We start from the raw sequence: 16,321 nt of genomic DNA on the forward strand, positions 1-16,321 counted from the left end.
CGGGCTACGGGCGGGCGGTGTCCACCACGCAGAAGCGGTTGCCCTCGGGATCGGCCAGGATGACGTAGTCCGCATCCGCAGGACGCTTGCTCCATTCAACGCGGGTCGCGCCCAGGCGCAGAAGCCGGTCCACATCGCGGGTCTGCTGCTCCGAATAGAGGTCGAGGTGGATTCGGGGCGGGATCTGGACCTGCGCCGGGACGCGGTCCAGGGAGACATTGGGGCCGGGCCCATCCCTTGGCTCGAGGACAACGAAGTCTTCTTCGGGAGGCCGCCGCGGCACGTAGTCCAGAGCAGCCGTCCAAAAGTCCAGTTGGCGCTGGAGGTCATCAACACGGATGACGATGGAGCCAATCCTGATCATGGAGCCAAAGTACACCGCCGCAGCCGCCCAAAACACCCGGTGGCCGATGGGCGGATATCGCCGGATTCCAGCGGGCAGCGCAGTAGGGTGGTGCAGTTCGCCGTCGAATATAAGGAGCCTTAGTGAAATCGTTTGCATGTGGTGATGTAGTGCCCGGTTGTGAAGCCAAATGGGTTTGCAGCACGGAAGATGAAATTCTGGTCAACGTCGCCGCCCACGCTGCGTCCGCGCACGGCCTGGTGGAACTGCCGGCCGAAGTGGTCCAGTCGGTCCACAAAGCAATCGTGCCGGTTAGTTGAGCAGTCCCGCGGCAGGCGGGTCCGCGTCCAGCGCCGGAGTGCCTCCGGGCCCGGACTGGGAAGAGCTTTTGGCGGCCGCCTGCCGCGGTGAAGGCCTGGCCGCGGCCTACCAGCCGATCGTCGACACGGCTCGTGGCACGGTGGTGGGCTACGAAGCTCTGGCACGCTTCCCCGGCTTTGCCGAGAAGAACCCCGAAGTGTGGTTCTCGGCTGCGCGGGCCCATGGACGATCCGCGGAACTGGAATCGGCGGCGCTGCGGACCGCGCTCGCAGCCCGCTCCGGCCTGCCGCCCAACTGCTTCCTGACCCTCAACGTCTCACCCGAACTGCTGGCCACTGAGGAGATCCGGAGCGTCTGGCGGAACGAGGGAAGCCTGGGCGGAATCGTCGTCGAACTCACCGAGCAGACCCCCATCGATTCCTACGTTGGGCTGGAACCGGACCTGAACCAGTTGCGTGCCGCCGGGGCGCTGATCGCCGTCGACGACGCCGGGGCCGGCTATGCGGGACTGCGGCACCTCCTGGCGTTGCGGCCCTCGCTGATCAAGATCGACCGTGAACTCATCCAGGATGTGGACCGCGACGAAGCCAAGCGCGCGCTGATCGAGATGCTCGGCACTTTTGCCGGCAGGGTCGACGCGTGGATCCTCGCCGAGGGTGTGGAGCGCGTGGAGGAACTCGATGCGCTGGTCTCCCTTGGGGTTCCGCTGGTGCAGGGCTACTACCTGGCCCGGCCCGCGCCGTCGTGGGCCGGCATTGACCTGGACCTGGCCCACCGGCTCGCCTCGAAACCGCCGGTGACCCATAAGGCCGTCATCCGCGACGTCCTCGAATCCGCGACGACGGCCACCACTGCCGCGCTCGCCGCGGAAGCCTTCGCCGGGAACCCGGCGCTCCAGTCGGTGGTGCTGATCGGCGACCACCTCCGGCCCGTTGCTGTGCTGGATCCGGTGGCCGCTGGCCTGGGCATCGTAAGCCCCGGGATGCGCGTGAACCTGGACACCCCGCTGAGCGAGGCGCTGGCCCGGTCCATGACCCGCGCCTCGTCCAGCCGGTTCGAGCCGCTTTTGGTGACGGATAACGCCGGCCGCTACGCCGGCGTCGCCCGCATGGAGCGGATGATTACCGCGCTTGCCGTGCCGGGCGGGTAGCCCGGTCAGTCGGGTCCGGCAAGAAGCCGGTCTGTGGCCGCATCGGGCAGCCCCGCGAAGTACTTGGTGAGAACCGCCCCGAACACGCTCTGCTGCGGGTCCGCCCGGAGGAAGAGCGTCATTGAGGAGTGCAACTTCCGTTCGTCGATGCCACCGAATATCTGCCCCGCGGTGTGGCCCTCGAGTCCGGCCACGATCCCGGCGCATTCCGCCAGCCGCGGACCCAGCACCGGGTGCCGCAGGTAGGCTTGCGCTTCATCCATTCCCGTGACGGCATACTTCCGGGCGGTGGGGCTTTGCCCGAGGCCTGCGATCTGCGGGAATACGAACCACATCCAGTGGGTGCGCTTGGCACCTCCCCGGAGTTCGTCGAGGGCGCGCTGGTAGGTTGCGCCTGCGTCCTGGGCCAGGACGAACCGTTCCAGACCGTAAATGTCATCCACTGTGTCACTCCTCGAAGCGTGCGGTGAAGTCCGTATCGCCGGCGATGGAGGCCACCACTGCTGCCGCGACATCCCGGATCTTCATGTTTCTGTTGTTGGACGTATTCCGGAGAATCTTGAAAGCGGCGTCCCGCCCGCACCGGTTCTGGGCCATGATCGCCCCGACTGCCATGTCGATGATGGTCCGCGACTGCATCGCGGCGGCCAGGTCCTCGCGGGATTCCCTGAGTTGGGAGATCCGGAGCGCCAGGAGCAGGGGCCGGGCGGCATCGGCGGCGAACCGGCGCGCTTCCGCGGCGTCTTCGGGGGAGAAGGCTCCAGGCCGCGGGGAATACAGGTTCACGACGGCGGAGTACTCCTCGTCAAAGTCAAGCGGGATCCGCAGGATGCTGACGGATCCCTCTCCGGCGCTGCCCGCGTATGACGGGGGCTGCTTGCGACGGGTGACGGTGACGCCGCAGGAAACGTCGCGTTCCGGACGGGACAGTCCTTCCGCCGCCAGGCGGGCCAGTTCGGCCAGGAAATCGGCGACGCCGGAGCCGGTCCCGGTGCTGTCCACCACGAGTTCCAGAAGAGTGCTGACGGTGTCGCCGAAGTTCTGTGACGTCGACGAAACGGCATTGTTCTCACGCATTGCGGCCCCCAAGTCCCCGCCGCGCGCTGACCAAACGGCGGCTTTGTTCCATCCTAGGGCGGGGGATCCGCCGAAGGTAGGGCAGTGCCCGACGACGACTGGCGGCGGCCTTGCTAAAGTCACCTTAGGGACAGTGATCTCCGGGCGGTCCGCTGGGACCGGCCGGCCCAGGAAGGCGGGCGGCATGTTCGAATTCTTCACCGGCACGAGTCTGGTGGAAGCCGGCCTGCTGCTCGCGACGTTCGTGCTGTGTTCGCTGATCGGCATCGAGCGGCAGGTCCGGCAGAAAAGCGCGGGCTACCGGACCCATGTGCTGGTAGGGCTCGGCTCGTGCGCCTTTACCCTCGTGTCCGCCTACGGCTTCGCCTTCGTGACGGAGCCCGGCGCCGTCGTGGACCCTTCCCGCATCGCGGCCCAGATCGTCAGCGGAATCGGTTTCCTGGGTGCCGGCGTCATCTTCAAAGGCAGGGACGTGGTCCGTGGGCTCACAACGGCCGCCACCATCTGGGTCTCCGCCGCGGTGGGCATGGCCTGCGGGGCCGGGATGGTCTCCCTGGGCGCCGTACTGACGGTCTTCCACCTCATTACCCTGTTCGTGGTTGCCCCCGCCGTCCGCAGAATCCCCTCCGTGGACAGAAACCGCGTGATGCATATCGACTACGCCGATGGCCAAGGGGTGTTGCGGCAAATCCTCGAGATCGCCACCACCATGGGGTTCAGTTCCTCGATCCTGCGTACCCGCAGGACCGGGGACGAGCAGAAGCCGATGGTCTCGATGGAGGTCAGGTTCTTCGGCCGCCATCCGTTGCGCAACCTCGTCCTCCCCCTCATGGACCTGCACGGCGTCGCAAGCGTCATTGTCCGTGGAACCGATTCGAGCGAGGACGACGACGACGATGACGACGACGAATCCTGAATCCCGAAGCGGGGACGGGAGGCGCCTCGTCCCCTGAGCCGCGCGGTTGTGTGCCGGGCGGGGGTTGACGACGGTGCAAGGATGAGGGCATGTCCTTCTTTGACGACCTTCCAGCGCCGCCGGAGCGGCCGCGGCAGCCCAAATTCTTGGTTCCACCGTGGGCGGCTCCGCCGACGGACGAACTTCCTGCCGTGGTGCCCCTCGGCCTGTTCCTGCAGCGCAGCCAGCGGATGGTGATGGCCGTGAAGGGCGCGGAGGTTTACTCCACGGGCTGCGTGCTGGAACTCATCTGGACCATCCGTCGGGGGACCGAGACCGACGCCGAATGGGGCTCGTTGACTGAACGGTGCTTCAACCGGCCGTCCTTCCGGTATGGCACGCAGGGCGGTGGCGGGGGATTCCGGCTCGGTGTGGCGTACCCCGACGGGGGCAAAGCCACGGCAGACGAGTGGCCCCACTGGGGGATCGAGGGTGCCGACCCGGGGCCGGGACCGGTGCTGACGTCGGCCGGTGGCGGCGGCGGCTCGGGCAGTGACGATGAGATCACGTCGTCGGTGAAGTTCTGGCTGTGGCCGCTGCCAACAGTTGGAGACCTGCGGATCGTGGCGCAATGGGCCGACGTCGGCATGGATCAGGAGTCCATCGTGGTCAGCGCGGACGTGCTGGCCTCGGCGGCGGGGCTCGTCCAGCCGTACTGGCTCACACCGGGTTGAACCGGCACGGAGCTTTTCGATGACCGTTAAGAGCGAACCCCTGGCCGGAACCGTCCGGATCCGGGTGTTGAGGGTCTCCGATGCAGAACTCATGTGCGCCGCCTACCTGCGGAACCGCGAACACCTGGCGCCCTGGGAGCCGCTGCGGGCCGAGGAGTTCTTCACCGTGGACGGTCAGATGGTGAGCGTCCAGTCCAAGCTGGCCCTGTTCATCGCCGGTTCTGATGTGCCCTGGGTTCTGACGGACGGCGACGCCATTGTGGGGCTGATGACCCTCAGCGGCATTGTCCGTGGGCCGTTCCTCAGCGCCCACCTCGGGTACTGGGTGGACAAAGACTACAACGGGCGCGGGATCGGCTCGGCGGCAGTGGCTTACGCGATCGCCACAGCCCGGGAGGAGCTGGGCCTGCACCGGCTGCAGGCCGCGACCCTGCTGAACAACGCCGCCTCGCAAAAGATCCTCAAACGCTCGGGGTTCACGGAGATCGGTGTGGCACCGGCCTACCTCAATATTGCCGGAGGCTGGCAGGACCACATCCTCTTCCAGCGCATTCTGTACTGAGGCCGCCGGTTTCCGGCACGAGCCAGCGCACCTCGGCCGTGCGAGACTCTCTGGATGACTGATGAATCCCTCGGAGCCCTGCACCACGTCGAACTGTGGGTTCCGGACCTGGGCCGAGCCAAGGACGAGTGGGGCTGGCTCCTGGGCCGGCTGGGCTATCAGGAATTCCAAGCGTGGCCGGACGGGTGCAGCTGGCGGCGGGGGCCGACGTACATCGTCGTCGAGGAGTCCCCGGCCCTGAGCGGCCGGACGCATGACCGGACCGCTCCCGGACTCAATCACCTGGCCTTCAGCGCCGGGACCCGTGCCGGAGTGGACGCCCTGGCGGCGGACGCCGTCGGGCATGGCTGGCGTGAACTGTTCCCCGAAAAGTACCCGCACGCCGGCGGCCCGGACCACTTCGCCGCCTACCTGGTGAATTCGGACGGCTTCGAGGCCGAGCTGATCGCCGCGGACTGACGCTGCGCACGGCCGGCCCTGGGGGCTGCCCTGCGCGCCGGCTCAGCGCACCATCCGAAGGATCCGGACCGGCGTCCCGGCCAGCTCCTGCGACCCTGTGGCACCGTCGGGGACGAAACCGTTGCGGGCATAAAAGGCAAACGCGCGGGGATTGTCGTCGGCAATCCAGAGGTACGCGCCGCTGCTGCCCACGGCTGCGTCCAGCAGCAATTGCCCCGCCCCCGAGCCGTAGTGGCTGGCCAGCACGTAGATCCCCTCCAGCTCCCTTGGCCGGGGTCCGTCGTCGTCGCGGCCGGCCCCGGCGCTCGCCCAGCCGACGATGTCCTGTCCCGCGCAGGCCACCCAGATATCCGAGGTGGTCGCGGCAAGGATCTTGCGCCATCTGGCCTCCCGTGGACCCTGCTCCAATCCGGCGAGGGTCGCCGCCGGCAGCAGGTGCGCGTAGCACTCGCGCCAGGCCTGGATGTGCACGCGGGCGATCCCGGGGGCATCGTCCAGCAGGGCGGCCCGAAGCGTCAGGTCTGATGTCATCCGGACAGCGTAATACGCATAGGCTCCGGCGAGCGCGTGTTCCGGGTACGTTGAAGCGATGAGCATCTTTCTGGTCGGCGGAGGCCCGGACACCACGACAACTCCCGTGATCTTCGCCCAGTTCGTGACGGAGGTGGTGCACCGAACCGGCGGCGGCCGGCCGCCGCGGATCGCCGTGGTTCTGGTTGACCACGAAGGCAGCGCCTCCTACTTCCTGCCCGCCTATCTGGATCCGCTGCACCGCCGGACGCCGTGCGAAGTGGTGACCGTCCTGCTCCGCGGGCAGGAACACGTGGACCCCCGGGTGTTCGACGGCGTTGACGCGATCGTCGTCGGGGGAGGTCCAACTCCTGTTTACGTTGAGGGCCTGCGGTCGGCCGCCGCGGCCATCCGCCACGCTGTGCAGGCGGGCTCTCCATACCTGGGATTCTCCGCGGGTGCCATGATCGCGCCGGAGCGGGCGATAGTCGGCGGCTACATGGTCCACGGCGCTGAGGTTTGCCCCGAGGACGCATCCGAGGGGCTCGGCGAGGTGGAGCTCCGCGAGGGGCTGGGCCTCGTGTCCTTCGCCGTCGACGTCCACGCCGCACAGGCCGGCACGCTGGGCCGCGCCGTCGCCGCCGTCGTCCACGGAATGGTCGGGAAGGCAGTGGCTGTCGATGAGAACACGGCCCTGGTGCTGCCGCACTCAGACCCGGGGGAGCAGCGGGGGATCGGGACCGGGAACTGCTGGCTGATCCGGGGTCCGGGACCCAAGGCGACGGTCTCCATCCTTGGCAGTGTTGTTACTGGCCGGTAACATAGTCCCCATGCACCTGCTCCTGCGCACGCTTATCCTGCTGTTCACGTCCTCGCGCCGCTCCCCGTTGAGCATCTGGGACACGTCCTCGCTGCCGCTCAAGGTCCTCCCGACTGACATCGACATTGCGATGCATGTCAACAACGGCATGTATTTCTCCCTGATGGACCTGGGCCGGTTCGACCTGATGGCCCGCAGCGGAACCTGGAAGGCCATGCGCCGCCGCGGGTGGAGCCCTGTGGCGGCGGGGGAGACCATCGCCTTCCGCCGGTCGCTGCAATTGTGGCAGCGGTACACGATCGAAACGAAGATCATCGGCCTCGACGAGAAAGCCATCTACTTCGAGCAGCGCATGGTGGTGGACGGGGAAATCTACGCCCGCGCCTTTATCGCGACCCGGCTGGTCAGCAAGGGCAAGCCGGTCAGCCAGGAAGAAATCATCCGTGAGTTCGGGGCGCCGCCGGCGGACCTTGAACTGCCCGAATGGATCCACGAATGGCGCGAAACCAACGCCCTGCCCGGGGCGCGGCGCCCGGCGCCGCACGTCTGGGCCTGAGCCGGCCTGGGCCTAAGCCGGCTAGGAGGTCCCGACGTCGCGCCGGCTGAGGGCCGTCGCACTGAGCGCCACGAGGGCGGCCGAAATGCCCCACAGCCAGCCGGCCGCGGCCCAGTCCGCCCCGTTGGCCACCGGGTTGTTGCCGTAGGCCCAGCTGTAGGGCGAGAAGTCCAGGAGCCAGTTGACGTCCTTGCTTTGCCGGCCCACCGCATTGAACACATAGCCCAGGACCCCGACGCCGGCGCCCGCGGCCAGCCCGTAGGTCTTCCGCCCGGTCACCGCGCCGGCGAAAAGCGCCGTGCTGCCCGAGAGCATGGCCAGCCCGGCGAACAGCACAGAGGCGCCGAGGAGGTTCTCCGGCCTGATATTCAGCTGCGCGGAGTCATTCAGCAGCAGGATCAGGGCAAAAACCAGGGCCACAAGCAGCACCACGCGCAGCAGGATAGCCAGGGCGCGCTCCAGAACCACCTGCGTGCGGGTCACGCCGTGGGCCAGGGTGAGTTCAAGCTGGCCCGACTCCTCGTCCCCGCCGACCGCCGCCGCTCCCCACGCCACGGAGGCGATGGTCATCAGCAGGAAGCCGATCAGCCCGAACATCGTGGCCTGGGTGTAGCCGGGTCCCGAGGTGATCTGGTCGTAGTTGAGGGCCTTGATCATCTCCGGGGGGAAGGCCTCCATCACGCCCTGCATCTCCGGGCTTGCTCCGATCGAGGGATAAAGCGGCAGGTAGATGAAGATCGTGGCGGCGAGCCCTGCCGCCCACCCGAGCGTGGAACGCCAAGAGTCCACGAACGCCCGCGTGAACAGGGGCAGCGGCTTCTTCATGCGCTGTGTCCTTTCCGGCGCCGGCGTCCGTTGACGTCGTTGCCGGAGCCGTTTCCGTTGCCGCGGATGGTGCCGTAGAGCTCAAGGACCGATTCCTCGAGGTCCGGCTCCTCCAGCACCAGCTCGGTGAGCCTGAGGGAGGTCAAAACCTGGAGCAGCGGCTGGATCGCGCCGCCCAGCGTGGCGGACAGTTCGACGCCGTCGCCCGCCGGCAGCACCTCAAGGTGTCCGATCCCGGGCACGACCGCCAGCAGCGCGCCGGCGTCGGCCATGGAAATCCCGGTGGCGGTGAAACGCACGTGCCGCACGGCGCCCTCCCGCAGGCTGTCCACGGTGGCGACGGTGATGATGCGGCCGTCGCGGAGGATCGCGACCTCGTCGGCCGCCTGCTGGACTTCGCTGAGGACATGGGAACTGAGGAAAATCGTCTGCCCGTTGCCCCGCGCCTCGCGGACCATGGCGAGGAATTCCTGCTGGACGAGGGGGTCCAGTCCGCTTGTCGGTTCATCGAGGACCAGCAGCTCGGGATCATGCATAAACGCCTGGACGAGCCCCAGCTTCTGCTTGTTGCCCTTGGAGAGCTTGCGGGTGTGGCGGTCCAGATCCAGGCCCAGCCGCTCGGCGAGGGCATCGATGCGGCCGGGCCTGACGGGACCGCTGATGTCCGCGTAATGGGAGAGCAGCTTGCGGCCGGTGATCCGTCCCTCCAGGAACAGCTCCCCGGGCAGGTATCCGATCCGGCGGCGGAGCGCCGGACCCGCGGCCCGGGGGTCCTCGCCGAGCACCGTCGACGTGCCCGCGGTGGGCCGGATGATGTCCAGCAGGCACCTCATGACGGTCGTCTTGCCCGCACCGTTGGGGCCGATCACGCCGAAAACGGAGCCCCGCTCGATGCCGAAGCTGACGGCGTGCAGCACTTCACGATGACCGAACCTCTTGGTAAGGGAGTCGACGACGATGGCCTGGCGTGACGTGTTTCCGGCGTCTGGGGACATGGCGCTGATGCTAGGCCGCGGCCGCCGCGGGGGCTAGGGTCCTACGCCCCGGGGCGGCGGGCAGGGTGTGGCCGGGTTGCCGATGAGGGGCGTCACATGGGTGTGCCAACAGCGAAATGCAGGGGACAACGCGGGACTGCTCGCGTACCGTTGACCCATGGCTACCGTAGACATTACAGGTGAACAGTTCGCATCTACCGTCGAGGACAACGACATTGTCCTCGTTGATTTCTGGGCCGAATGGTGCGGCCCGTGCAAGCAGTTCGGACCCACATACGCCGCAGTTTCCGAGAAGCACCAGGACGTGGTCTTCTCCAAGGTGGACACCGAGGCCGAGCAGCAGCTCGCCGCCGAGGCCGGCATCACGTCCATCCCGACGTTGATGGCGTTCCGCGAAAAAGTGCTCGTGTTCTCCCAGCCGGGCGCACTGAATGCTCAGCAGCTGGAGCAGGTGGTTGACGCCGTCAAGGCCCTCGACATGGAGGAAGTCCACGCGCACGTCGCCCGGTCCCAGGCCGAGGCTGCCGCAGCGGCCGGCAAGCAGGACGGCAGCCAGATCCCCGAGGCCTAGCAGCCCGTCCGAATGGCATAGCGCAGACCGATACAGCAACGCGGGGTCACTCCGTGCCCATGATCCAGTGATCAATGGGCGCGGAGTGACCCCGCGTTGTCTTTGTTTGTCTTGGTTCTTAGCGCCGGGTCAGAGCTTCACAAGCTGGACCGGCTGGGCCAGCAGGGCGCTGAGGGACTCATTGAGGTCCTGGACCGCGGTGCCTTTCGAGTGCTTGTCCAGATCCTCCTGCGAGGCCCACTGCTCGGTCAGCACGAGCTTGTCCTCGCTGGCCTCGGTGAGCTCATACCGGATGCAGCCGGGCTCGTTGACCACCTCGTCAATCGCGATCTCCAGCGCGAGCTTCACACGGAAGAACTCGCCGTCGTTGGGGATAAAGATGGCCTGCAGGTCTACAAGTGCGCTCATGGTTTTTACCATACCGGTCCGCGGCTTTTTGTCCCGAAGATTTCGTAGGACATCCAAGCTTCAGTCTTCTTTTGCCGGCCGAGTGTTGGTAGCGTCACACCATGCTTTCATACACAGCCGGGGACACTGACGTCCCGCTGCTCGAGGAAACCATTGGCGACAACTTCGAACGGATCGTGGCCAGATTCCCCTACCAGGACGCCTTGATCGAGGCCGCAGCGGTGCCGGGCGAAGAAGCCCGCCGCTGGAGCTATACCAAGCTGAACGACGACGTCGATCGCGTGGCACGCGCGCTGCTGGCCCTGGGCGTGGCCAAGGGCGAACGGATCGGCATCTGGAGCCCGAACTGCGCCGAATGGACCATCCTGCAGTACGCCACCGCCAAGGTCGGGGCGGTCCTGGTCAACGTCAATCCTGCCTACCGCAGCCATGAGCTGGAGTTCGTGGTCAGGCAAAACGGCATGCGGATGCTCGTCGCGGCGCCGTCGGACCGCAACAGCGACTACACGGGCATGGCCCGGCGGGCGCTGGCCGAGTGCCCCGAGCTCCGCGAACTCGTGTTCCTGCCCGACGCGGGCCTGCCCGGCCTCACTGCCGGCGACCCGGAAACGGAAGCTGAGCGCACCTGGGCGGAGCTGCTCAAGCGGGCCGACGACGTCGCCCATTCCGCGCTGAAGGCGCGCATGGCCGAGCTGGACCCCCACGACGCGATCAACCTGCAGTACACCTCCGGCACCACGGGCTTCCCCAAGGGGGCCACGCTGTCGCACTACAACATCCTGAACAACGGCTACTCGATCGGCGAGCTGCTGGAGTACACCGAGCACGACCGGGTGGTGCTGCCGGTGCCGTTCTACCACTGCTTCGGCATGGTGATCGGAAACCTGGCCGCCCTGAGCCACGGCTGCGCCACCATCATCCCTGGCCGGGGTTTCACGCCCGCCGCGGCGCTGGAAGCCGTGCAGGACTTCGGCGGGACGTCACTGTACGGCGTGCCCACGATGTTCATCGCCGAACTCGCGCTGCCGGACTTCGCCTCCTATGACCTGTCCACCCTGCGCACCGGGGTGATGGCGGGCTCGCTGTGTCCCATCGAGGTGATGAACCGGGTCATCTCGGAGATGAACATGCGGGATGTGGCCATCTGCTACGGGATGACGGAGACCTCGCCGGTGTCCACGATGACCCGCAGCGTGGACACGATGGCCCAGCGCACCGAAAGCGTCGGCCGGACAATGCCGCACCTGGAGAGCCAGGTGGTGGACCCGATGACCGGGGAGGTGTTGCAGCGCGGCGAGATCGGCGAACTGTGCACCCGCGGGTACTCCGTCATGAAGGGCTACTGGAACCAGCCGGACAAGACCGCCGAGGCGATTGACGCCGAGGGCTGGATGCACACCGGGGACCTGGCCCGGATGGACGGGGACGGCTACATCGTGATCGAGGGCAGGATCAAGGACATGGTGATCCGCGGCGGAGAGAACGTCTATCCCCGCGAGATCGAGGAATTCCTGTATACCCACCCGGATATCCAGGACGTGCAGGTGATCGGCGTGCCGGACGCCAAGTACGGCGAGGAGCTGATGGCCTGCGTCATCCTCAAACCCGGCGCCGCCCCGCTGGACGCCGGCAGCCTGGCCGAGTTCTGCCGCGGGAAGCTGGCGCACTACAAAATCCCGCGCTACGTGGACGTGCGGGAGAGCTTTCCGATGACGGTCTCCGGCAAGATCCGCAAGGTGGACATGCGGCAGGAAGCGGTGGCCAAGCTGGGGCTTTAGCCGCACCGCCGGGCCGGGGTGCTAGTGGCCGCGGTGGTCCTGGATGGTCATCCGCGGACCGAAGGTCGGTTTGCGGAAGCCGCTTAGGCCGATCATCCGGACCACGCGCTGCCGGTGCCCGGCCCACGGGGCGAGCAGCCGAAGCATCCCGGCGTCGTCAGTCCTGCGGCCGGTCAGTGCCGCACCGACGTACGCCGCGAGGTGGTAGTCGCCCACCGCAATGGAGTCCGGGCAGCCGTGCGTGCGCTGGACCACCTCCGCCGCGGTCCAGACGCCGATGCCGGGAATCGTCTGCAGCTTGGCGGAGGCCTCCACGGCCGGGAGCGCAGCGAGCCGTTCCAGGGCGACGGCGGAACGCAGCGCGCGCATGACGGTCGCTGAGCGCTGCGGGCCCACCCCGGCCTTGTGCCATTCCCAGGACGGGATGCGCAGCCACTGCTCGGGCGTGGGCTGGACCATCAGGTTAGCCGGGGCGACGGTGCCGGCGCCGGGCGCCGGCGTTCCGTAGCGGTACATCAGATACCGGTAGCCGCGCCGGGCCTCGATCACGGTGACCTTCTGCTCCAGGATCGTGGGCACGAGGGCGTCGATGAGGCGGCCGGTAGCCGGCAGCCGCACGGCGAGGTTCCGGCGTCGGGCCTCAACAACCATGCGGGGGAGGGTGGCGTAGAACGCAGGCTCATCAAAGGCGGACCAGTCGTCGTCGCGGCCCAGCAGCCGCGGCGCGGAATCGACGGCATCGGCGGCGCCCGGCCCCCAGGCCCGGACGTCGACGGCGGGATCCGACGACGGACAGTCCGGAGGATATGCCACCGCCAGCCGGAGCGTGGCGGGACCCGACGGCGTCGTGAACGCCATCCAGAGGCCGTCCGGAGCTGTACGGATGGACGGATCGCCGTGACCGCGCAGGAGCGTGCCGACCGTCCGGGACAAGTCGAAAGGACCGCCCGGGTGCCACCGCAGCGAGGCGTCAGCCGCGGCGGCCAAACCGGCGGGGACGTCTGCAATGGTCATCTGACCATGATTCCACGAACGCCTGACAGCGGCCGCACGGCCCGCACAAGGGCGTGGGCCATTGGGCCCTTAACCTCAGGTGCGCCCGGGGCTAAACTCCGGCTGTGGCGTGGAGCGCCCACGCCTGCCCTTAGGCCCGGATCCTTGTTCTTAGGAGAGAGTGATGGCTGGTGGAGTGGTACATTTCGAGATCCCCGCGGACGACGAGAGCCGCGCACGGGAGTTCTACAGCTCGGCGTTCGGCTGGAAGATCAGCCCCGTGCCCGAGATGAGTTACGCCATGCTCATGACGACGCCATCGGATGAAACGGGCATGCCCTCCGTGCCGGGGTCCATCAACGGCGGCATGTTCCGGCGCGAAGGACACCTCACCTCCCCGTTGGTCACGGTGGACGTAGACGACATTGACGCGTCGCTGGAGAAGATCAACTCCCTGGGCGGCAGCACTGTCCAGCCACGGCAGGAAGTCGGGAGCATGGGCTGGGCCGCCTACTTCCGGGACACCGAAGGCAACATTATCGGCCTGTGGCAGACCGCGCCCGGGGGAGACGGCGGCTCCGCGGCCTCCGGAAACGACATCGGCGCCTGAATCAGCCGGGCAGGCCGGCCTCAGGGCATCCCCGTGGCGAGCCAGAGCGCCACGACCGCGAGCGGGACGGTGAGAACGACGGCGGCGAGCCCCGCCGCCGCGAACCCTCCCCACCGGATCTCGACATTGAGCGTGCGGAGCCGTTCGTGCCAGAGCAGCGTGGCCAGCGACGCCCACGGGGTCACCAGCGGGCCGAGGTTCACCCCGATCAGCAGCGCCGCGAGCCGCACGGGCGAGTCGCCCACCGGTTCCAGCGCGAGGTAGGCCGGCAGGTTGTTGACCGCATTCGCGGCTCCGGCGCCCAGTCCGGCGAGTTGCAGCAGGGCCGGCAGCCCTTCGCCGGAACCTGCGATCCCGGACAGGGCCTGCGTCAGGCCGTTCGCGTGCATTGCCTCCACCACCATGAACAGCCCCGACGTGAGCATGAGCGGCCGCCAGGGAACCATGGACCAGTGCAGCGCAGAGCGGCGGCGCCAGAGGAACAGGCCCAGCAGGACCGCCGCCGCGGCCATCGCCGGGAACTGCACGGGAACGCCGGAGACGAGTGCGGGCAAGAGCAGCACCATCACCCCCGACGCCGAATAGAGCAGCACCTTGTCCCGAACCTTGTGGACCGGCTGCGGCCCATAGCGGCCCGCCAGGTCCTTCCGGAAGGCCAGCCACAGGAGACCGATCGGAACCAGGATCCCCACCAGCGCCGGGGCCCACACAAGGCTGGCGAAGCCGGCCGGACTCAGGTTGAGGCGGTCCTGGGCCAAGAGGTTGGTCAGGTTCGAAACGGGCAGCAGCAGGGAGGCGGTGTTCGCCAGCCAGATCGTGGTCAGGGCGAACGGCAGCGGCGGGATCCGCGCGTGGACCGCCAGCAGCACGACGACCGGAGTCACCAGCACCGCAGTCGTATCCAGGGACAGGAACACAGTGGAGACGGTGGCCAGGCCGACCACCAGCAGCCACAGCAGGAACACCCGGCCCCGGCCCAGGGCGGCGAGACGATCCGTCACCACCCGGAACAGCCCGGCGTCGTCCACCATTTCCGTCACAAGGGACATGGCCACAACGAACGCCAGGACGGGTACGGTGCGGCCGGCCAGTTCCTGGAACGCAGGCCAGGGCAGGAGCCCGGTGAGCAGCGCGGCGCACCCTGCGGCCAGCATCCCGGCGGGGAGCAGGTAACTCTTCAGGCTCATCGGCTACTCCCTCGCTTCACCGCATTATCTTCGCACCCGGCCCCTTGGCCGGCCGCCCCGACGTGCCCGAATCCTTCCATGACGGGTGGAGACGGTAACTTTGTACCTATGAAGTACGCCCAGTCCGTTCTGGACCTCATCGGCAATACGCCGCTCGTCAAGCTGCACCACGTTACCGACGGCATCGGGGCCACGGTCCTGGTGAAGCTGGAATACCTGAACCCCGGCGGTTCCATCAAGGACCGCATCGCGGTGAAGATGATCGAGGAGGCCGAACGCACCGGCAAGCTCCTGCCCGGCGGCACCATCGTGGAGCCCACCTCTGGCAACACCGGCGTCGGCCTGGCTCTGGTGGCCCAGCAGAAGGGCTACCGCTGCATCTTCGTGGTGCCGGACAAGGTCGGTGAGGACAAGCGCGCCGTGCTCCAGGCCTACGGCGCCGAGGTCGTAGTGACGCCCACCGCCGTCGCTCCCGACAGCCCGCACAGCTACTACGGCGTTTCGGACCGCCTGGTCACCGAGATTCCCGGCGCCTACAAGCCGGACCAGTTCTCCAACCCGGCCGCCCCGGCCAGCCACTACGAGTCCACCGGGCCGGAGATCTGGCGCGACACGGACGGCCGCGTGACGCACTGCGTGATCGGCGCCGGCACCGGCGGCACCATCACCGGCACCGGCCGGTACCTCAAGGAAGTCTCCGCGGACCGTGCGGAGTCCGACGGCGGCATGGTCAAGATCATCGGCGCCGACCCGGCAGGCTCGGTCTACTCCGGCGGCACCGGCCGGCCGTACTTCGTCGAGGGTGTCGGCGAGGACATGTGGCCCGCCAACTACGACAAGAACGTCCCGGACGACGTCATCGCGGTCAGCGACGCCGACTCCTTCGAGATGACGCGCCGGCTCGCCCGCGAGGAAGGACTGCTGGTGGGCGGGTCCTCCGGCATGGCCGTCGTCGCCGCCCTGCAGGTCGCCAAGGGCCTGCCGGACGACGCCGTCGTCGTCGTGATCCTGCCGGACTCCGGCCGCGGCTACCTGGCCAAGATCTTCAACGACCAGTGGATGCGCTCCTACGGCTTCCTGGCCAGCGGCGACGAAGCCTCGGTGGGGGAAATCCTCAAGGCCAAGACCGGGGAACTGCCGGACCTGGTGCACATCCACCCCAATGAGAGCGTCCGCGACGTCATCAACATCATGAATGAATACGGTGTCTCGCACATCCCGGTCCTGTCCCAGGAACCGCCCGTGGTCATGGGCGAGGTCCTCGGCGCCGTGGACGAACGCACCCTGACCGCGAAGCTGTTCCGCGGCGAGGCCAAGCTGTCGGACAAGATCTCCGAACACATGGAGGCCCGGCTGCCGGTGATCGGCTCGCTCGAATCGATCTCGACCGCCCGCGAACTCCTCTCCGACGCGGACACCCTCATGGTGACGTTCGTCGGCGCCCCGGTGGGGATCCTGACCCGCCATGACCTGCTCGCCTACCTGAGCAGCTGACCTGCAACTGACCGCACACTGACCCGGACACCG

General features: G+C 67.7%; 21 protein-coding genes. 12 read left to right on the forward strand and 9 right to left on the reverse strand.

Features of this window, described 5'->3' with window-relative positions:
- Positions 1 to 4: 4 nt before the first annotated feature.
- Entirely contained in the window at positions 5 to 364 is a 360-nt protein-coding gene (locus AC1DF4_RS01230) for a VOC family protein (protein ID WP_476911196.1), read from the reverse strand.
- Positions 365 to 486: 122 nt separating this feature from the next.
- Between AC1DF4_RS01230 and AC1DF4_RS01235 the strand changes: the two genes are divergently transcribed.
- Together AC1DF4_RS01235 and AC1DF4_RS01240 are read left to right on the forward strand one after the other, a co-directional pair.
- Positions 487 to 663, forward strand: a complete 177-nt coding sequence (locus tag AC1DF4_RS01235; protein ID WP_346925489.1) for a DUF1059 domain-containing protein — start codon at positions 487 to 489, stop codon at positions 661 to 663.
- The gene (locus tag AC1DF4_RS01240) at positions 660 to 1,814 is read left to right on the forward strand and encodes an EAL domain-containing protein (RefSeq protein ID WP_476911197.1); all 1,155 of its coding nucleotides are present in this window, start codon (positions 660 to 662) and stop codon (positions 1,812 to 1,814) included. The genes AC1DF4_RS01235 and AC1DF4_RS01240 overlap by 4 nt, the downstream gene beginning before the upstream one ends.
- Positions 1,815 to 1,819: 5 nt before the next feature.
- Here the strand turns inward: AC1DF4_RS01240 and AC1DF4_RS01245 are convergent, their stop codons facing one another.
- Both AC1DF4_RS01245 and AC1DF4_RS01250 read right to left on the reverse strand, forming a co-directional pair.
- On the reverse strand, positions 1,820 to 2,257 hold the full coding sequence (locus AC1DF4_RS01245; protein WP_476911198.1) for a DUF1810 domain-containing protein: 438 nt from the start codon (positions 2,255 to 2,257) through the stop codon (positions 1,820 to 1,822).
- 4 nt (positions 2,258 to 2,261) lie between these two features.
- Complete coding sequence (locus AC1DF4_RS01250; protein ID WP_476911199.1) at positions 2,262 to 2,891, reverse strand: ANTAR domain-containing protein; 630 nt, start codon at positions 2,889 to 2,891, stop codon at positions 2,262 to 2,264.
- Between the two features lie 184 nt (positions 2,892 to 3,075).
- Here AC1DF4_RS01250 and AC1DF4_RS01255 point away from each other — a divergent pair, with 184 nt between their 5' ends.
- The 4 genes from AC1DF4_RS01255 (at position 3,076) to AC1DF4_RS01270 (ending at position 5,541) form a co-directional block, all read left to right on the forward strand.
- Positions 3,076 to 3,807, forward strand: a complete 732-nt coding sequence (locus AC1DF4_RS01255) for an MgtC/SapB family protein (RefSeq protein ID WP_476911200.1) — start codon at positions 3,076 to 3,078, stop codon at positions 3,805 to 3,807.
- A gap of 89 nt (positions 3,808 to 3,896) precedes the next feature.
- Positions 3,897 to 4,520, forward strand: a complete 624-nt coding sequence (locus AC1DF4_RS01260; protein WP_476911201.1) for a hypothetical protein — start codon at positions 3,897 to 3,899, stop codon at positions 4,518 to 4,520.
- Between the two features lie 19 nt (positions 4,521 to 4,539).
- Positions 4,540 to 5,082 (forward strand): GNAT family N-acetyltransferase, encoded by a 543-nt coding sequence (locus AC1DF4_RS01265; RefSeq protein WP_476911202.1) that lies wholly within the window; start codon positions 4,540 to 4,542, stop codon positions 5,080 to 5,082.
- Between the two features lie 54 nt (positions 5,083 to 5,136).
- Positions 5,137 to 5,541 carry a VOC family protein gene (locus AC1DF4_RS01270; protein WP_476911203.1) on the forward strand — a complete coding sequence of 135 codons (405 nt, stop codon included), beginning with the start codon at positions 5,137 to 5,139 and terminating at the stop codon, positions 5,539 to 5,541.
- 42 nt (positions 5,542 to 5,583) lie between these two features.
- On the opposite strand, the gene AC1DF4_RS01275 is transcribed toward AC1DF4_RS01270, so the two are convergent.
- Complete coding sequence (locus AC1DF4_RS01275; RefSeq protein WP_476911204.1) at positions 5,584 to 6,072, reverse strand: N-acetyltransferase family protein; 489 nt, start codon at positions 6,070 to 6,072, stop codon at positions 5,584 to 5,586.
- 58 nt (positions 6,073 to 6,130) lie between these two features.
- Here AC1DF4_RS01275 and AC1DF4_RS01280 point away from each other — a divergent pair, with 58 nt between their 5' ends.
- Together AC1DF4_RS01280 and AC1DF4_RS01285 are read left to right on the forward strand one after the other, a co-directional pair.
- Positions 6,131 to 6,871 carry a Type 1 glutamine amidotransferase-like domain-containing protein gene (locus tag AC1DF4_RS01280; RefSeq protein ID WP_476911205.1) on the forward strand — a complete coding sequence of 247 codons (741 nt, stop codon included), beginning with the start codon at positions 6,131 to 6,133 and terminating at the stop codon, positions 6,869 to 6,871.
- Between the two features lie 10 nt (positions 6,872 to 6,881).
- Positions 6,882 to 7,427: an acyl-CoA thioesterase gene (locus AC1DF4_RS01285; RefSeq protein WP_476911206.1), complete on the forward strand. Its 546-nt coding sequence runs from the start codon at positions 6,882 to 6,884 to the stop codon at positions 7,425 to 7,427.
- Positions 7,428 to 7,448: 21 nt separating this feature from the next.
- Here AC1DF4_RS01285 and AC1DF4_RS01290 read toward each other — a convergent pair whose 3' ends face one another.
- A complete protein-coding gene (locus AC1DF4_RS01290) occupies positions 7,449 to 8,252 on the reverse strand; it encodes an ABC transporter permease subunit (protein ID WP_476911207.1) in 804 nt (267 codons plus the stop codon).
- Positions 8,249 to 9,247: an ABC transporter ATP-binding protein gene (locus AC1DF4_RS01295; protein ID WP_476911208.1), complete on the reverse strand. Its 999-nt coding sequence runs from the start codon at positions 9,245 to 9,247 to the stop codon at positions 8,249 to 8,251. The genes AC1DF4_RS01290 and AC1DF4_RS01295 overlap by 4 nt, the downstream gene beginning before the upstream one ends.
- 157 nt (positions 9,248 to 9,404) lie before the next feature.
- Here AC1DF4_RS01295 and trxA point away from each other — a divergent pair, with 157 nt between their 5' ends.
- Positions 9,405 to 9,818, forward strand: coding sequence for a thioredoxin (trxA, locus tag AC1DF4_RS01300; protein ID WP_224047339.1), 414 nt, complete (start codon positions 9,405 to 9,407; stop codon positions 9,816 to 9,818).
- A 129-nt stretch (positions 9,819 to 9,947) separates the two neighbouring features.
- Here trxA and AC1DF4_RS01305 read toward each other — a convergent pair whose 3' ends face one another.
- On the reverse strand, positions 9,948 to 10,226 hold the full coding sequence (locus AC1DF4_RS01305; protein WP_476911209.1) for a putative quinol monooxygenase: 279 nt from the start codon (positions 10,224 to 10,226) through the stop codon (positions 9,948 to 9,950).
- 101 nt (positions 10,227 to 10,327) lie between these two features.
- Here AC1DF4_RS01305 and AC1DF4_RS01310 point away from each other — a divergent pair, with 101 nt between their 5' ends.
- Positions 10,328 to 12,004, forward strand: coding sequence for an AMP-binding protein (locus AC1DF4_RS01310; RefSeq protein WP_476911210.1), 1,677 nt, complete (start codon positions 10,328 to 10,330; stop codon positions 12,002 to 12,004).
- A 21-nt stretch (positions 12,005 to 12,025) separates the two neighbouring features.
- Here the strand turns inward: AC1DF4_RS01310 and AC1DF4_RS01315 are convergent, their stop codons facing one another.
- A complete protein-coding gene (locus AC1DF4_RS01315) occupies positions 12,026 to 13,018 on the reverse strand; it encodes a DNA-3-methyladenine glycosylase family protein (RefSeq protein WP_476911211.1) in 993 nt (330 codons plus the stop codon).
- 163 nt (positions 13,019 to 13,181) lie between these two features.
- Between AC1DF4_RS01315 and AC1DF4_RS01320 the strand changes: the two genes are divergently transcribed.
- Entirely contained in the window at positions 13,182 to 13,607 is a 426-nt protein-coding gene (locus AC1DF4_RS01320) for a VOC family protein (RefSeq protein ID WP_476911212.1), read from the forward strand.
- A gap of 20 nt (positions 13,608 to 13,627) precedes the next feature.
- On the opposite strand, the gene AC1DF4_RS01325 is transcribed toward AC1DF4_RS01320, so the two are convergent.
- Complete coding sequence (locus AC1DF4_RS01325) at positions 13,628 to 14,794, reverse strand: SLC13 family permease (protein WP_476911213.1); 1,167 nt, start codon at positions 14,792 to 14,794, stop codon at positions 13,628 to 13,630.
- 108 nt (positions 14,795 to 14,902) lie between these two features.
- Here AC1DF4_RS01325 and AC1DF4_RS01330 point away from each other — a divergent pair, with 108 nt between their 5' ends.
- Positions 14,903 to 16,288: a cystathionine beta-synthase gene (locus AC1DF4_RS01330; RefSeq protein WP_476911214.1), complete on the forward strand. Its 1,386-nt coding sequence runs from the start codon at positions 14,903 to 14,905 to the stop codon at positions 16,286 to 16,288.
- Positions 16,289 to 16,321 lie beyond the last annotated feature (33 nt).

Source organism: Arthrobacter sp. 05N429 (assembly GCF_056397045.1).